This window comes from Pseudomonas syringae group sp. 26L6 (genome assembly GCF_032587815.1).
In the GTDB taxonomy this organism is placed as follows: Bacteria; Pseudomonadota; Gammaproteobacteria; order Pseudomonadales; family Pseudomonadaceae; genus Aquipseudomonas; species Aquipseudomonas amygdali.
Map to the genome: position 1 here is coordinate 390,134 of NZ_JAWHPJ010000020.1, position 16,534 is coordinate 406,667.

General features: G+C 57.7%; 15 protein-coding genes. 4 read left to right on the top strand and 11 right to left on the bottom strand.

Annotated elements, in window-relative coordinates; translation table 11 throughout:
* Nucleotides 1-9 precede the first annotated feature (9 nt).
* The 7 genes from greA to grpE form a co-directional block, all read right to left on the bottom strand.
* Complete coding sequence (gene greA, locus RYA97_RS12735) at nucleotides 10-486, bottom strand: transcription elongation factor GreA (RefSeq protein WP_002555134.1); 477 nt, start codon at nucleotides 484-486, stop codon at nucleotides 10-12.
* On the bottom strand, nucleotides 483-3,704 hold the full coding sequence (gene carB, locus RYA97_RS12740) for a carbamoyl-phosphate synthase large subunit (protein WP_316892384.1): 3,222 nt from the start codon (nucleotides 3,702-3,704) through the stop codon (nucleotides 483-485). Before carB ends, greA begins: the two co-directional genes overlap by 4 nt.
* 136 nt (nucleotides 3,705-3,840) lie before the next feature.
* Complete coding sequence (carA, locus tag RYA97_RS12745; RefSeq protein WP_005733031.1) at nucleotides 3,841-4,977, bottom strand: glutamine-hydrolyzing carbamoyl-phosphate synthase small subunit; 1,137 nt, start codon at nucleotides 4,975-4,977, stop codon at nucleotides 3,841-3,843.
* Between the two features lie 216 nt (nucleotides 4,978-5,193).
* The gene (dapB, locus tag RYA97_RS12750; RefSeq protein WP_054098148.1) at nucleotides 5,194-5,997 is read right to left on the bottom strand and encodes a 4-hydroxy-tetrahydrodipicolinate reductase; all 804 of its coding nucleotides are present in this window, start codon (nucleotides 5,995-5,997) and stop codon (nucleotides 5,194-5,196) included.
* A gap of 21 nt (nucleotides 5,998-6,018) precedes the next feature.
* A complete protein-coding gene (gene dnaJ, locus RYA97_RS12755) occupies nucleotides 6,019-7,161 on the bottom strand; it encodes a molecular chaperone DnaJ (RefSeq protein WP_002555138.1) in 1,143 nt (380 codons plus the stop codon).
* Between the two features lie 326 nt (nucleotides 7,162-7,487).
* Nucleotides 7,488-9,404, bottom strand: coding sequence for a molecular chaperone DnaK (gene dnaK, locus RYA97_RS12760; protein WP_005733029.1), 1,917 nt, complete (start codon nucleotides 9,402-9,404; stop codon nucleotides 7,488-7,490).
* Between the two features lie 110 nt (nucleotides 9,405-9,514).
* Nucleotides 9,515-10,078, bottom strand: a complete 564-nt coding sequence (gene grpE / locus RYA97_RS12765) for a nucleotide exchange factor GrpE (RefSeq protein ID WP_002555140.1) — start codon at nucleotides 10,076-10,078, stop codon at nucleotides 9,515-9,517.
* A gap of 270 nt (nucleotides 10,079-10,348) precedes the next feature.
* On the opposite strand from grpE, the gene recN reads away from it, so the two are divergent.
* Entirely contained in the window at nucleotides 10,349-12,022 is a 1,674-nt protein-coding gene (gene recN / locus RYA97_RS12770; RefSeq protein WP_004666216.1) for a DNA repair protein RecN, read from the top strand.
* A 62-nt stretch (nucleotides 12,023-12,084) separates the two neighbouring features.
* Here recN and fur read toward each other — a convergent pair whose 3' ends face one another.
* Nucleotides 12,085-12,492 carry a ferric iron uptake transcriptional regulator gene (fur, locus tag RYA97_RS12775; protein ID WP_002555142.1) on the bottom strand — a complete coding sequence of 136 codons (408 nt, stop codon included), beginning with the start codon at nucleotides 12,490-12,492 and terminating at the stop codon, nucleotides 12,085-12,087.
* 98 nt (nucleotides 12,493-12,590) lie between these two features.
* Here fur and RYA97_RS12780 point away from each other — a divergent pair, with 98 nt between their 5' ends.
* Nucleotides 12,591-13,112 (top strand): outer membrane protein assembly factor BamE, encoded by a 522-nt coding sequence (locus RYA97_RS12780; RefSeq protein WP_002555143.1) that lies wholly within the window; start codon nucleotides 12,591-12,593, stop codon nucleotides 13,110-13,112.
* A gap of 64 nt (nucleotides 13,113-13,176) precedes the next feature.
* Here the strand turns inward: RYA97_RS12780 and RYA97_RS12785 are convergent, their stop codons facing one another.
* Genes RYA97_RS12785 through RYA97_RS12795 form a run of 3 tightly spaced genes read right to left on the bottom strand, consistent with a single transcriptional unit; the run spans nucleotide 13,177 to nucleotide 15,329 of the window.
* Nucleotides 13,177-13,491, bottom strand: coding sequence for an RnfH family protein (locus tag RYA97_RS12785; protein ID WP_002555144.1), 315 nt, complete (start codon nucleotides 13,489-13,491; stop codon nucleotides 13,177-13,179).
* Nucleotides 13,484-13,918: a type II toxin-antitoxin system RatA family toxin gene (locus tag RYA97_RS12790; RefSeq protein WP_004656689.1), complete on the bottom strand. Its 435-nt coding sequence runs from the start codon at nucleotides 13,916-13,918 to the stop codon at nucleotides 13,484-13,486. Before RYA97_RS12790 ends, RYA97_RS12785 begins: the two co-directional genes overlap by 8 nt.
* A gap of 7 nt (nucleotides 13,919-13,925) precedes the next feature.
* Nucleotides 13,926-15,329 (bottom strand): sodium-dependent transporter, encoded by a 1,404-nt coding sequence (locus RYA97_RS12795; protein ID WP_029240803.1) that lies wholly within the window; start codon nucleotides 15,327-15,329, stop codon nucleotides 13,926-13,928.
* 113 nt (nucleotides 15,330-15,442) lie between these two features.
* Between RYA97_RS12795 and smpB the strand changes: the two genes are divergently transcribed.
* Together smpB and RYA97_RS12805 are read left to right on the top strand one after the other, a co-directional pair.
* Nucleotides 15,443-15,925: an SsrA-binding protein SmpB gene (gene smpB / locus RYA97_RS12800; protein WP_002555146.1), complete on the top strand. Its 483-nt coding sequence runs from the start codon at nucleotides 15,443-15,445 to the stop codon at nucleotides 15,923-15,925.
* A 289-nt stretch (nucleotides 15,926-16,214) separates the two neighbouring features.
* Nucleotides 16,215-16,499: a hypothetical protein gene (locus RYA97_RS12805; RefSeq protein WP_016980429.1), complete on the top strand. Its 285-nt coding sequence runs from the start codon at nucleotides 16,215-16,217 to the stop codon at nucleotides 16,497-16,499.
* Nucleotides 16,500-16,534: the final 35 nt, after the last annotated feature.

Here is a 16,534-nt window from a genome sequence, read left to right on the forward strand (position 1 = left end):
CGACAGGCATCAGATGTGACGCACTTCGATGATTTCGTATTCGATAACGCCGCTAGGCGTTTTCACGACGACGACATCGCCCTCTTCCTTGGCAATCAAGGCGCGAGCAATGGGCGAACCCACTGAAATCTTGCCCTTCTTGATATCCGCCTCGTCCTCACCAACGATCTGGTAGACAACGCTTTCGTCGGTTTCGACGTTGGCGATTTCGACTGTCGTGCCGAAAATCACCTTGCCAGTGTGCGGAATAGTCGTAACGTCGATCACCACAGCGTTCTGCATGCGGCCTTCAATATCACGAATACGCGCCTCGACCATACCCTGCTGCTCGCGGGCAGCGTGGTATTCGGCGTTTTCCTTGAGGTCGCCCAGTTCGCGCGCAGTACCGATGTCCTGGCTCAACTTGGGACGGATCACCTTGGTCAGGTGAGTCAGCTCTTCTTCCAGGGCGCGAGCGCCCTGAACAGTCATTGGGTATTTGATCATGCCTTCAATCCTGCATGGAGATCCTGCAAGCGACGTACGGTCTTCTCGGGACCGAATTTGAGCGCTTCACAGATCGCTTCGCCTGCTGCAATGGTAGTGGTGCAGTAGATCTTGTGCTGCAAGGCGTTGCGACGGATGGAATAGGAATCTGCGATCGACTGACGACCTTCGGTGGTGTTGATGATCAGGGTGACTTCGTCATTCTTGATCATGTCGACCACGTGTGGGCGCCCTTCGGTCACCTTGTTCACGCGACGTACTTTCAGGCCTGCCGCTTCGATCAGCTTGGCAGTACCTGCGGTAGCAACGATTTCGAAACCCAGATTGATCAGGTCACGGGCGACTGCTTCAACCAGAGGCTTGTCATCGTCACGCACACTGATGAAAGCAGTACCGCCAGTCGGCAGCACTTCGCTCGCGCCCATCTGAGCCTTGGCGAACGCTTCACCGAAAGTATCGCCCACGCCCATCACTTCGCCGGTCGATTTCATTTCCGGGCCGAGGATCGGGTCAACGCCAGGGAATTTGGCAAACGGGAACACTGCCTCCTTCACGCTGTAGAAGTTCGGGATAATTTCCTTGGTGAAGTTCAGCTCTTTCAGGGTTTTACCTGCCATCACACGAGCCGCGATCATGGCCAGAGAAACACCGATGCACTTGGAAACGAACGGCACGGTACGCGATGCACGCGGGTTGACTTCAATGACGTAGATATCTTCGCCCTGAAGTGCCAGCTGTACGTTCATCAGGCCGACAACGCCCAGCTCCAGAGCCATTTTCTTGACCTGTTCACGCATCTCGTCCTGGATGTGTGCAGGCAGCGAGTACGGCGGCAGCGAGCATGCGGAGTCACCGGAGTGAACGCCCGCCTGCTCGATGTGCTGCATGATCGCGCCAATCACCACGTCAGTCCCGTCGCAGACCGCATCGACGTCCATCTCGATGGCACAGTTCAGGAAGTGGTCCAGCAGCACCGGGCTGTCGTTGGACACTTGAACCGCTTCACGCAGGTAACGCTTGAGCTCGTCTTCCTGATAAACGATTTCCATCGCGCGGCCGCCCAGTACATAGGACGGACGCACCACCAGCGGATAACCGATCTTCGCCGCAGCACGAATGGCTTCGTCTTCGCTACGCACAGTGGCGTTTGGCGGCTGACGCAGGTTGAGGCGCTCGACCATTTGCTGGAAGCGCTCACGGTCTTCGGCACGGTCAATGGCGTCAGGGCTGGTGCCGATAATCGGCACACCGGCTGCTTCAAGGGCACGTGCCAGTTTCAGCGGCGTCTGGCCACCGTACTGGACGATCACACCTTTCGGCTTCTCGACCCGCACGATTTCCAGCACGTCTTCCAGGGTGACAGGCTCGAAGTACAGACGGTCAGAGGTGTCGTAATCGGTGGAAACGGTTTCCGGGTTGCAGTTGACCATGATGGTCTCGTACCCGTCTTCACGTAGCGCCAGGGCCGCGTGTACACAGCAGTAGTCGAACTCGATACCCTGGCCGATACGGTTAGGGCCACCGCCGAGGATCATGATCTTGTCGCGCGTCGAAGGGTTGGCTTCGCACTCTTCTTCGTACGTCGAGTACAGGTACGCGGTGTCGGTTGCGAACTCGGCGGCGCAGGTGTCGACGCGCTTGTAGACCGGGAACACGTCCAGCTTGTGACGATGCGTACGCAGGTTCTTTTCGGTGACGCCGACCAGCTTGGCCAGACGCGCATCGGAGAAGCCCTTGCGCTTGAGGCGGAACATCAGGTCACGATCGATTGCCGACAGGCCCAACGTCTTGACCTTCTCTTCGTCCTTTACCAGATCTTCGATCTGCACCAGGAACCAGGGGTCAATCATGTTCATGGCGAAGATTTCTTCAACCGTCATGCCTGCGCGGAAGGCGTCGGCGACGTACCAGATACGCTCGGCACCCGGCACAGTCAGCTCGCGCTTGAGCGTGCTCATGCTTTCAGGGTGGCTCAGGTCCAGCTTCGGATCGAGACCGCAAACGCCGACCTCCAGGCCGCGCAAGGCTTTCTGCAGGGACTCCTGGAAGGTGCGGCCGATAGCCATGACTTCACCGACCGACTTCATCTGAGTGGTCAGACGCGCATCCGCCTTGGCGAATTTCTCGAAAGCAAAGCGCGGCAGCTTGGTGACGACGTAGTCGATCGACGGTTCGAACGAAGCCGGGGTCTTGCCGCCGGTGATTTCGTTCGACAACTCGTCAAGGGTGTAGCCCACTGCCAGCTTGGCGGCAAAGCGTGCAATCGGGAACCCGGTCGCCTTGGAGGCCAGCGCCGAGGAACGCGATACGCGCGGGTTCATCTCGATCACGACCATACGGCCGGTGTCCGGGCAGATGCCGAACTGAACGTTGGAGCCACCGGTTTCAACGCCGATCTCGCGCAGCACTGCCAGCGAGGCGTTACGCAGGATCTGGTATTCCTTGTCGGTCAGGGTCTGTGCCGGAGCAACGGTGATGGAGTCACCGGTGTGCACGCCCATCGGGTCGAAGTTTTCAATCGAGCAGACGATGATGCAGTTGTCCTTTTTGTCGCGGACAACTTCCATTTCGTACTCTTTCCAGCCGATCAGCGATTCGTCGATCAGCAGCTCTTTGGTCGGCGACAGGTCCAGACCGCGAGCGCAGATTTCTTCGAATTCTTCACGGTTGTATGCGATACCGCCGCCCGTGCCGCCCATGGTGAACGATGGGCGAATGATGCACGGGAAGCCGAGCTTTTCGAGAACCGCGTTGGCTTCTTCCATGCTGTGCGCGATACCGGAACGCGGGCACGCCAGGCCGATAGACTTCATGGCCTTGTCGAAACGCGAGCGGTCTTCAGCCTTGTCGATGGTATCGGCGTTGGCACCGATCATCTCCACGCCGAACTTCTCCAGAACGCCTTCGCGCTCCAGGTCCAGTGCGCAGTTCAGAGCCGTCTGGCCGCCCATGGTTGGCAGCAGTGCGTCAGGACGCTCTTTTTCGATGATCTTGGCAACGGTCTGCCACTTGATCGGCTCGATGTAGGTCGCGTCGGCCATGGCCGGGTCGGTCATGATGGTGGCCGGGTTGGAGTTCACCAGGATGACGCGGTAACCCTCTTCGCGCAGAGCCTTGCAGGCCTGGGCGCCGGAGTAGTCGAATTCACAGGCCTGGCCGATCACGATGGGGCCGGCGCCGAGAATCAGGATGCTTTTAATATCTGTACGTTTTGGCATGGGTTGTCACTCAAATCCGCAGGTCAGTCGGCAAGCCGTCTTGAACATTTCTTTGAGGTGGCCTGGGCGGCAGCAACCGGACATTGAGTCCGGGGCCGCCCAGGGCACCTGCGTATTACAGTCTCAAGGCAACCGGTCAGCGTCGCTTGGCCATGGCTTCGATAAAGCGATCAAACAGAGGCGCGACGTCATTCGGGCCCGGGCTCGCCTCAGGGTGACCCTGGAAGCTGAATGCGCTCTTGTCGGTCAGCTCGATACCCTGAAGGGTGCCGTCGAACAACGACTTGTGAATGGCGCGAACATTGCCCGGCAGCGTGGCCTCATCAACAGCAAAACCGTGGTTCTGGCTGGTGATCATGACCACACCGGTGTCCAGATCCTGAACGGGGTGGTTTGCACCGTGGTGGCCATGGCCCATTTTCACGGTCTTGGCACCGGCAGCCAAGGCCAGAAGCTGGTGACCCAGGCAGATACCGAATACCGGCACTTCGGTTTGCAGCACTTCCCTGATCGCCTTGATGGCGTAGTCGCACGGCTCGGGGTCGCCAGGGCCGTTGGACAGGAAAACACCGTCGGGTTTGTAGGCAAGCACATCGCTGGCAGGCGTTTGCGCAGGCACCACAGTCACCCGGCAACCGCGCTCGACCAGCATGCGCAGAATGTTGACCTTGACGCCGTAGTCGTAAGCGACCACATGATAGGGCAGCTCGGAAGCAGCGATTTCAGGGTGGCTGTCGGTCTTCAGGTTCCAGACGCTGGAACGCCACTCGTAGGTGTCCTTGGTACTGACTTCCTTTGCCAGGTCCATGCCCTTGAGGCCGGGGAACCCGCGAGCAGCAGCGATGGCTGCTTCTTCGGAAATGTTGTCGCCAGCCATGATGCAGCCGTTCTGGGCGCCTTTCTCACGCAGGATGCGGGTCAGGCGACGCGTATCGATGCCGGCGATGGCAACGACATTATTGGCTTTCAGGTAATCACCGAGGGACAGCTTGTTACGCCAGTTGCTGGCGACCAGCGGCAGGTCACGGATGACCAAGCCAGCGGACCAGACACGATCGGACTCTGCGTCTTCAGGCGTTGTACCGGTATTGCCGATGTGCGGGTAAGTCAGGGTAACGATTTGCTGGGCGTAGGAAGGATCGGTAAGAATTTCCTGATAGCCTGTCATTGCGGTGTTGAACACCACCTCACCAACGGTCTGACCGTCGGCTCCAATGGCTTCGCCGCGAAAAATGCTGCCATCAGCAAGGGCGAGTATGGCTGGCTTAGTCAAGAAGACCTCCCGTAAATAAAACCTGAAAGGGCGATCGCAGGCTGCAAAAAAGCGGAATGACGTAGTTACGTCACCCCGCTTTCTTATGGAATCATCTGCGCGCTTTTAGTGGACACACTAAAGCTGTAGCTTACAGAAAAGGCCCTTTTTGGTCTACCACCAATGAGCCTGAAATGCGGGAAAATGCGACAGGGCCACGAATGGCCCTGTATGAAATCAATGCAGACCCAGTACATCCTGCATGTCGTAAAGCCCTGGCGCCTTGCCGTCGAGCCACATTGCAGCCCGCACGGCACCCTTGGCAAAGGTCATGCGACTGGATGCCTTGTGGGTGATCTCGACCCGCTCGCCGTCTGCTGCGAACAGCACGGTATGGTCGCCGACAACGTCACCGGCACGAATGGTCGCAAACCCGATGGTCTGACGATCACGCGCGCCGGTCTGGCCTTCACGGCCGTAGACAGCGACTTTTTCCAGGTCGCGCCCCAGCGCATTGGCAACCACTTCACCCATGCGCAAGGCGGTGCCGGACGGCGCATCGACCTTGTGCCGGTGGTGCGCCTCGGTGATTTCGATATCGACCTCATCACCCAGAACACGCGCGGCGGTGTCCAGCAACTTCAAGCAAAGGTTTACACCAATGCTGAAGTTGGCAGCGAAAACAATCGGGATGTCTTTACCCGCTTCGACCAGACGCTGCTTCTCTTCGGCACTGAAGCCAGTCGTGCCGATAATCATGGCCTTGCCGGCCTTACGGCAGAACGCCAGATTTTTCAGCGTTACTGAAGGGTGGGTGAAGTCGATCAAAACGTCGAACTCATCCGCCACTTTTGCCAGGTCGCCCGACAACGGCACACCGATACGCCCCAGCGCAGCCAGCTCGCCTGCATCCGCACCCACCAGCGTGCTGTCAGGACGATCGATAGCGGCGGTCAACCCGGCACCCGGTGCCTGCTGAACCGCCTCGATCAAGGTCTTGCCCATGCGCCCGGCGGCGCCCACTACAGCAATACGTCGCATGCCCTGCTCCCGTTGATAGCCTTACAGATCGCCGAAGAAACGCTTCACACCCTCGAACCAGCCACTGGCCTTGGGAGAGTGGGACTCGTCGTTTTCAAGCGAAGTGCGGAACTCTTCAAGCAGCTCGCGCTGACGCTTGCTCAGGTTGACCGGGGTCTCGACCGCTACACGGCACATCAAGTCACCAGCACCGCCGCCACGCACCGGAGCGACACCCTTGCCGCGCAAGCGGAACTGCTTGCCGGTCTGGGTACCTTCGGGGATTTTCAGTTTGACGCGACCATCAAGGGTCGGTACTTCAAGCTCGCCACCCAGCGCGGCATCGGTAAAGCTGATCGGCACTTCGCAGAACAGGTGCTTGCCGTCACGCTGGAAGATCGCGTGTTCGCGCACATTGATCACGACATACAGGTCACCGGTAGGCCCACCCTGAGTACCCGCCTCGCCCTCGCCAGACAGACGAATGCGGTCACCGGTATCAACACCTGGCGGCACCTTGACCGAAAGCGTCTTGGACTCTTCGACACGACCTTCACCGTGGCACGAATCGCACGGGTCGGAAATGATCTTGCCGTGGCCATGGCAGCGTGGGCAGGTTTGCTGCACCGAGAAGAAACCCTGCTGCATGCGGACCTGACCGATACCACCGCACGTAGGGCAGGTAACGGGCGACGAGCCTTTCTTGGCACCGCTGCCATCGCACGGCTTGCAGTTGACCAGTGTCGGAACGCGGATATTCACGTTAGTACCGCGAACCGCTTCTTCCAGATTCAGCTCCAGCGTATAGCGCAGATCGCTGCCGCGCTGGGCACCACCACGACCACCGCCGCCACCGCCGCGGCCACCGCCAAAGAAATCACTGAACACATCACCGAAGATGTCGGAGAAATTGGCACCACCGGCACCACCACCAAAACCGCCGCCGCCACCCATGCTCGGGTCGACACCAGCATGGCCATACTGATCGTACGCAGCGCGCTTGCTGGCATCGGACAGCACTTCATAGGCCTCGTTGGCCTCTTTGAACAGCTCTTCCGAGGCTTTGTCATCAGGGTTGCGGTCGGGGTGATGCTTCATCGCCAGACGGCGATAAGCCTTTTTCAGGTCCGCCTCGCTGGAGCCTCGCTCCACTCCCAACACTTCGTAATAATCACGCTTTGCCATAGTTCTTCCGCACTCTTGAGGACGTTCGGCAAGACCCTCCTGAACCCTGCCAAACTCGTTGAGCCCCATACAGGCCCTGGACCCAACTCACGTCAATTCAACGATCCTGGTCTTCGTTCAACAACCAGATAGGTCTGGCCGAGAAAGCGGCAGAATGATTCGCTACGCAGGAGCGTAGCGATCTTGCCACATGGCTTGCGGAGCAAATCCGCACGCCGAAATTTTGCTTGTTCCAGACACGCCAACGCGGGAGCAAGCTCCCGCGCGGCGACATCCTACCAGTCAGCGCTCGAAAGAGGTCAACCGGCGTTCAAGTGAGCCTGCGCTTACTTGTGGTCTTTCACTTCTTCGAACTCGGCATCGACAACGTCATCAGCCTTGGCATTTTCTTCAGCAGGCTTGGCCGCTGCTTCAGGGTTTTCGGCCTGCTCGGCGTACATCTTCTGAGCGATTGGCGCGGAAACCTTCGACAGCTCTTCAACCTTCGCTTCAATGGCTGCCTTGTCGTCGCCCTTGATAGCAGCTTCCAGAGCAACCAGTGCAGCCTCGACAGCCGTTTTCTCTTCAGCAGTGACCTTGTCACCCGCATCGGCGATCATTTTGCGAGTCGAGTGGACCAGCGCATCACCCTGGTTACGGGCAGAGGCCAGCTCTTCGAACTTGCGATCTTCTTCGGAGTTGACCTCAGCATCACGGACCATTTGCTGAATTTCTTCCTCGGACAGACCGGAGTTGGCCTTGATCACGATGGACTGCTGCTTGCCGGTCGCCTTGTCTTTCGCGCCAACATGCAGAATGCCGTTTGCGTCGATGTCGAAGGTTACTTCGATCTGTGGCACGCCACGTGGAGCAGGTGGAATCTCGGCCAGGTCGAACTTGCCCAAGGACTTGTTCTGACCGGCTTGCTTGCGCTCACCCTGCAGTACGTGAATGGTTACCGCGTTCTGGTTGTCATCGGCAGTCGAGAACACCTGGGATTTCTTGGTAGGAATCGTGGTGTTTTTCTCGATCAGCGCAGTCATCACGCCGCCCATGGTTTCGATACCCAGAGTCAGCGGGCTGACGTCGAGCAGCAGAACGTCTTTGACATCGCCGGCCAACACAGCGCCCTGGATGGCAGCACCCATTGCAACGGCTTCGTCAGGGTTGACGTCTTTACGTGCTTCTTTACCGAAGAACTCGGTTACCAGCTTCTGCACCAGCGGCATACGGGTCTGACCACCGACCAGAATCACGTCGTTGATCTTGCTTCTGTCGATGCCAGCATCTTTAAGCGCCATTTCGCAAGGAGCGATGGTGCGCTGAACCAGGTCCTCAACCAGCGATTCCAGCTTGGAGCGCGAAATTTTCACGACCAAGTGCTTTGGACCGGTTGCATCTGCAGTGATGTACGGCAGGTTGACTTCGGTCTGCGTGCTGGAAGAAAGCTCGATCTTGGCTTTCTCGGCAGCTTCTTTCAGACGCTGCATGGCGAGCGGGTCACCCTTGAGGTTCATGCCGCTTTCTTTCTTGAATTCGTCGACGAAGTAGTCGATCAGACGAATGTCAAAGTCTTCACCGCCCAGGAACGTGTCGCCGTTGGTGGCCAACACTTCGAACTGGTGCTCGCCATCAACTTCGGCAATCTCGATGACCGAGACGTCGAACGTACCGCCACCCAGGTCATAAACGATGACAGTGTGATCGCCCTTGGCCTTGTCCATACCGTAAGCCAGAGCGGCCGCGGTTGGTTCGTTGATGATGCGCTTGACGTCCAGACCGGCGATACGGCCAGCATCCTTGGTTGCCTGACGCTGACTGTCGTTGAAGTAGGCCGGAACGGTGATGACCGCTTCGGTAACCGCTTCACCGAGGTAGTCTTCGGCGGTCTTTTTCATTTTCTTCAGGATTTCAGCGGAAATCTGAGGAGGCGCCATTTTCTGGCCATTCACTTCAACCCAGGCATCACCGTTGTCAGCCTTGACGATCTTGTAAGGAACCATCTGGATGTCTTTCTGAACGACATCCTCTTCGAACTTGCGACCAATCAGACGCTTTACCGCGTACAGCGTGTTGTGCGGATTGGTAACGGCCTGACGCTTGGCGGACTGACCGACCAGGATCTCACCGTCATTGGCATAAGCAATGATCGAAGGTGTAGTACGAGTACCTTCTGCGTTCTCGATAACCTTGACGTTACCGTTTTCCAGAATGGAGACGCAGGAGTTGGTAGTCCCCAGGTCGATACCGATAATTCTGCCCATCTTGACTCTCCCGAAACTTGCAAAACTTGGATTTGGTTGCCGCCAGTGCGTTTACACCGTGCGGTAGCTCTTAAACGCTTGACCTTTAAATGGGGGCCTTACAGCTGATTTCAAGCCTGCTCGTTGATTGACGGCGTTGCAGGCGACGGTGCCTTGCTGACCACGACCATGGCCGGGCGCAACAGGCGACCATTGAGCTGATAACCCTTCTGGAATACCTTGAGCACAGTATTAGGCTCGACGTCGGCACTTTCCTGCATGGCCATCGCCTGGTGCTGGTCGGCACTGAACGGTTGACCATGTGGATCAATGGCTTCCAACTGATAACGCTTGAGGGTGTCCTGAAACATCTTCAAGGTCAGCTCGATGCCTTCACGCATCGGGCGAATGCTTTCATCGTCCGGATTGGACAGATCAAGGCCTCGCTCCAGACTGTCGATGATCGGCAACAGATCACCGGCAAATTTTTCCAGCGCAAACTTGTGCGCCTTTTCAACATCCTGCTCAGCACGGCGGCGGACATTCTGCAGATCCGCAGCCACACGAAGGGATTGGTCCTGCGCAGCAGCCAGTTGCTCTTCGAGCACCTGCACACGGGTTGTCAGTTCTTCACCCGCGCCCGCCTCGGCAGCCTGATCCTGAGCCTGCGCATCCAGATTCTGTTCGTCAGCCATACATGTTCTCCTCTAAAAACGTCCGCGATCCCGATTCGCGCTTCTGTCCACCTATATGGGATCGGAATTTCCGGCTTCAAGGGTTTCATGCAATCGAGATACGCATTCCCTGACAAATAATGCGGATTCCGGACGAGCGAAAAATTGCGGACCGAAACAAGAGCGACTAAAAACCACTGCAAACCGATCAAATCGAGCTAAGCGAAGGCATTGTCAGCAACAAATAAAACACTGTATAAATAACCAGACAAACAGCCCGGGAGCCGCTCAATGCTGGTGCACCTTTCCGTACACAACTACGCCATTGTCGAACACCTTGACCTCGAACTGGATCGAGGCATGAGCGTCATCACCGGCGAAACCGGCGCTGGCAAGTCGATCATGCTCGACGCCCTGGGCCTTACGCTGGGCGACCGTGCCGACAGCGGCGTGGTCCGGCCGGGTGCCGACAAGGCCGATATCCTGGCCACATTCGACCTGGGCGACATTCCCGAGGCACAGACCTGGCTCAAAGAGCGCGACCTGGACAACGACGGCCCCTGCATCCTGCGCCGGGTCATTACCGCCGAAGGTCGGTCACGCTCCTACATCAATGGCTCGCCCTGCCCCCAGGGAGATTTGAAGGCACTGGGGGAACTGCTCATTGATATCCACAGCCAGCATGAGCATCAGTCGCTACTTAAAACCGATACCCACCGACGCCTGCTGGACGAATACGCTGGTGCTACCGACCTGGCCCGTCAGGTCCATCTCGCCGCACAGCGCTGGCGGCAGACGCGACAAGAGCTGGAGCGCCTCTCCAATTCAGGGGACGAGCAGCGCGCACGCCATCAACTGCTCAGCTATCAACTTGAAGAGCTGGAAAGCCTGAGCCTGGGCGAAAACGAGCTTGAACAGCTCGAGCAGGAACACAAAGACCTGACCAACGCCGAAAGCCTGCTGAGCATTTGCCGACAAGTGGTCGAGCAGTGCAGTGAAAGCGATTCCGGCAACGTGCTCAATGCCCTGACTGCCAGCCTGCATCGGCTGGGCAGCGTCGACCATTCGCCGTCCGCCCTGAGCGAGGCCACCGGCTTGCTGTCCAGCGCGCAGATACAGGTAGAAGAAGCGGTAGGCGAACTGAACCGTTTTCTGGATCACTTCGACGCCGACCCGGCCAGACTGCAACAGCTTGAAGAGCGTCTTGATGCTATCTATACACTGGCGCGCAAGCACCGCATTCAGCCAGGTGAAGTGGCCACGCTGCAACAAAAGCTGCTGGATGAAATAGAAACACTGAATGCCAACGACGAATCCATCGAGCGCCTGGAGCACGAAGTGCAGGCATTTGCCCGGCACTATCAGGAGAAGGCCCGCGAACTGAGCGACCTGCGCCGCAATTCGGCAACGACACTGGCCAGCGCTGTAGAGCAGGAAATTCATCGACTGGGCATGCCCGGCGGTCGTTTCCAGATCGACCTTAAAGCCAATGCCAGCGTAGAACCGTCGCCTCACGGTCTTGAGCAGGTAGAGCTACTGGTCAGCGCCAACCCCGGCCAACCACTGAAAGCGCTGGCCAAAGTCGCGTCGGGTGGCGAGCTGTCGCGTATCAGCCTTGCGATTCAGGTCATTACTGCACAAACCTCGCGGGTGCCGACGCTGGTATTCGACGAAGTCGACGTGGGCATTGGCGGGCCGACCGCCGAGATCGTGGGACAACTGCTGCGTCGCCTGGGCGAGCGCGGGCAAGTCATGACCGTCACCCACCTGCCGCAGGTTGCCGCGCAGGGCCATCAGCATCTGTTTGTGCACAAGGTCCGCGACAACGACGCCACGCGTACGGCGGTTTCCAAGCTCAGCAAGACCGAGCGCATAGAAGAAGTGGCCCGAATGCTGGGGGGCATCGACCTGACCAAGGAATCTCTGGCGCACGCCAAAAAGATGGTCGTTACCGCTAAAAGCTGAACCGCAGAAAGCACAAAGGCGACCCGGGGTCGCCTTTGGTGCTGGTTTTTACGCCGTCTGGCTTACGCCTTCTTGTTGCGGACGTAGAGCACCAGATTGTGGTCCACCAGGTCAAAGCCGTGTCTTTCGACAATAGCCTTTTGAAGCTTCTCGATTTCTTCGTCGAAGAACTCGATTACCTCACCTGACTCCACGTTGACCATGTGGTCGTGATGGCCGCCATCAGCCAGCTCAAACACAGCGTGACCGCCGTCGAAATTGTGGCGCACCACTAATCCAGCGGCTTCAAACTGGGTCAGAACACGGTAAACCGTGGCCAGGCCGACGTCCTCGCTTGCCTCCATAAGCGCCTTGTAGACATCCTCGGCACTCATGTGGCGCTGCTCGGCAGAATCGAGCATTTGGAGTATTTTAACCCTTGGTAGGGTTACCTTTAGTCCTGCTTTACGTAGTTCGCTATTTTCAACCATGGTCAGCTTTCTCGCAGACGCTGCTTCGCAGCTTCTCTTAATGCAGGTATGATCGGGGTTTACGTTGTCCCAGCCAAGATAGTGGAAGTCGCCCACCGATGCAAAACACCAAGCTCTTGCTAACCAGTTTCACCTTCGTGGGACTGCTCGCACTCGCCGGTTGTTCATTCCCCGGGGTTTACAAAATCGACATCCAGCAGGGTAATGTCGTCACGCAGGACATGATAGACCAGTTACGCCCCGGAATGACCCGACGGCAAGTACGGTTTATCATGGGCAATCCCCTGTTGACCGACACTTTCCACTCCGATCGGTGGGATTACCTGTACAGCCTGCAGCCAGGTGGCGGTGAACGCCAGCAGGAGCGTGTCAGCCTTATATTCAACGGCAATGACCAGCTTGTGAGCCTGTCTGGCGACTTCATGCCCGGTGTCAGCCGCGATGAAGCCATTCTCGGCAAAGGCAGCGATACCACTGTCCCGGCAGAGAATCAGCCGGTGCAGAAGCCTGAAGAGCCGGCCAAGCCAGGTTCGTTGCTGGACAAGATCCAGAAAGACGTGGACAGCGTCGAGACAGTACCTGTCCCGACCCAAGAGCCTCTGGACACCAACTCTCGTTAGTCCGCAGCGCTCAACAAAAAGCCCGGCATGCCGGGCTTTTTTGTGCCTTTCGTTCAGTCAGCGTTCAGCCGGGAAGCGTCCGTTTCTCCCGTGCCCTGGCGGCACGCAGACGCCTGATCTCCATGGGATCGGCCAATAGCGGACGATAGATCTCTATTCGCTCACCCGCCTCCAGCACCCGCGTGGAAGGATCAGCCACCACCTTGCCGAAGATGCCTACGGCACACTGCGCCAGATCCAGCTCGGGAAACTCCCTGTCCATGCCACTGAGAGCCAGCGCCTGACGCACTGAGGAGCCCGCCGGAACATCCAGCGTCATTAACACCTGACGCTGCACAGAGGCGTACACCACCTCAATCTGAATCACTGCCTCAGCCATGCAGCTCTTTCGCTCGCTGACAGAACGCATCCACCAGCGTATTGGCCGCCTGATTGAACAGTGGCCCGAGGGTGGCGCGAACGATAGAGCCGGCATAATCGAAGGACAGATCCAGGCTGATCTTGCAGGCCTTCTCGCCCAGCGGCTTGAATGTCCAGACGCCATGAAACTGCTCGAATGGCCCCTCAACCAGGTCCATCACGATCGATTCGCCTGGGGTAAGCGTGTTGCGCGTCATGAACTTCTGGCTCAGACCGCCCTTGGCAATTTCCAGGCTGGCGCGCATCTGCGCTTCGCTGGACTCCAGCACGGTAGCGGAAGAGCACCACGGCAGAAACTCGGGATAACGAGCCACATCATTGACCAGGTCATAAAGGAACCCGGCCGGGTACGGCAGTAAAGCAGAGCGTTGTATATGCGTAGTCATGTGAGCGTCATTTCCAGAGCTGAGCGGCAAACACCACAAGAATGCCGAGCGGCGCCACGTAGCGCATCAAAAAGAACGTCAGGTTGAAGAGCAATGGACTGCGAATCGACAATTCGTCACGCACCGTCTCACGGCTCATCACCCAACCAGCGAATACCACAAAACACAACCCACCCAGCGGCAACATGATCCGCGAAGTGAAGAAATCAATGACTCCAAAGAAGTCCAGGCCAGTCGATGCGCCCCACTGGTAGAGGTGGAATACACCTCCATCGTTCACGAAAAACTTGGCTTTTTGCCAGATATTGAACGAGAACACCGTTCCCAGCCCCACAAACCAGCAGGTAAATGCCAGCCAGAACGTCACCCAGGCGCGGCGAATACGGGTGCGCTCAACCAGATAAGCAACCATGGGTTCAAGCAGCGAAATCGCCGAGCTCCAGGCCGCTACAGCCACCAGCACGAAGAACACAACACCCATCAACTGCCCGAATGCCACGTTGCCGAACGCGTATGGCAACGTTACAAACATCAGGCCCGGCCCCTCGCTCGGGTTCAGGCCTGCAGCAAAAACGATAGGGAACAGCGCAAGGCCCGCCAGCAGCGAAACAAAGGTGTCGAGCAACGCGATGCCGACGACCGTGGTGCTGATAGACGCGCCCTTGGTCATGTAAGCGCCGTAGACCATGATCGAGCCGACACCGACGCTCAGGGAAAAGAACGCATGCCCCATCGCGGGCAGCAAGCCGTCCAAGACCTTGTCGGGATTGAAGTCGAACATGAAATGCACGCCTTCCATGAAATGCCCGGTGGTCAGGCTATAGCCCAACAGCGCCAGCATCAGCAGAAACAGCATCGGCATCATGATGCGCAGGCTCTTCTCCAGACCGGCCTCGACCCCCTTGCCGATCACCACCGCCGACAGCAGCATGAAAATGGTGTGCCACAGAATCAGACGCCAGGGGTCGGCAATCACTGCGCCGAAATAGGCACCGACCTGATCCGGCGAAACACCCTGAAAATCGCCGCGCCCCATGTCGATGATGTAATCCAGCGACCAGCCGCCCACCACACTATAAAAGGAGAGAATCAGCAGGGCCGTGATCATTCCGGCAAAAGCCCCCCATGACCAGCGCGCCGAATGCCCCGCTTCCAGCGCCAGCGTCTTGAGCGCATTCGCAGGACTGAGTCGGGAACGACGGCCAATCAGCGTCTCGGCGATCATCACCGGAATGCCGATCAGCGCGATGCACGCCAGAAACACCAGTACAAATGCACCGCCGCCATAGGCACCGACCATGTACGGAAATTTCCATATGCTGCCCAGCCCCACGGCAGAACCTGTGGCAGCCAGGATGAACACCCAGCGGCTTGCCCAGCTACCGTGGACTGAAACCTTGTCCGTCGACATTATCGAAACGCCCAGCCAAAAAAGATCGCGCATTGTCCGGGATTCAACCTTTGTGCTCAAGCACGCGCTTTCCCATAGCCGACATTGATGCAACTCCCTATAATGCGCCCCCTATGGCTAAGCTCAAGAAAAACCCTACAGGGACCATCGCGCAAAATAAAAAGGCGCGTCACGATTACTTCATCGAACACAAGTTCGAGGCCGGTCTGGTCCTGGCTGGCTGGGAAGTAAAAAGCCTGCGTGCCACCAAGGTACAGCTGGTCGACAGTTACGTGCTGCTCAAGGATGGCGAGGCCTGGCTGATGGGCTGCCACATCACGCCTCTCAAGACTGCCAGCACGCACGTCATCGCTGACCCGACACGCACCCGAAAACTGCTGCTGAACAAGCGCGAGCTCGAAAAGCTCACCAGCTCTGTTCAACAGAAAGGCTATGCCTGCGTGGCCCTTTCCGTTTACTGGAAGGAGCACTTGATCAAGTGCGAAATCGCGCTGGGTAAAGGTAAAAAGGAATACGACAAACGCCACACCGAGCGTGAACGCGACTCGGACCGTGAGCTGCAGCGTGCCGTGCGCTCCAAGGGCAAGGACGACTAACTTCCTGCCTGTGCCAAATGCCTTGAAAGGGCATTTGGCACCGCACACCTTCAATCCACCCGCCTTTCATCCACCCCGCACAATCACAACCCCAACGCGAAGATCGCCCCACTTTGGTGCCTTAACCGCCCAATGTGGCTTTTTCGCATCTGTCTGAAAATAAAATAGAACGCCTGCGTTACAGCACAGTCAATCCTTTAAGCCCAACTGTTAAACGGGCTTTTCAAACCCTCGGGCGACGGCCTCAATGACCGGCCATACCGAGTCCACAGGTTATAAGGAGAGACACATGATGCGTACCGCCCTCACTGGATTGTTCCTCAGCGCCGCCCTGTTGGCTTCGCCGGTTTTTGCCGCCGATGATTTGTGCGCTGCAAACATCAAAACGATCGAAAATGCTCAGGTTTCTTCCGGCACCAACCTGAGCCCGGAAACCAAGACAATGCTAGAAACCACTGAGAAAAACGCCAAAGCGGCTCAAGCTCAGAACGACGAGAAAAAATGCGTCGAAATCACCACCAAGGTGATCACCTCGCTGAAAAACACCGGCTCAGGCAGCGAAGGCACCAAGTAACCCATTCGATCAGGCCCGCCACCCGGTTAGCCTGA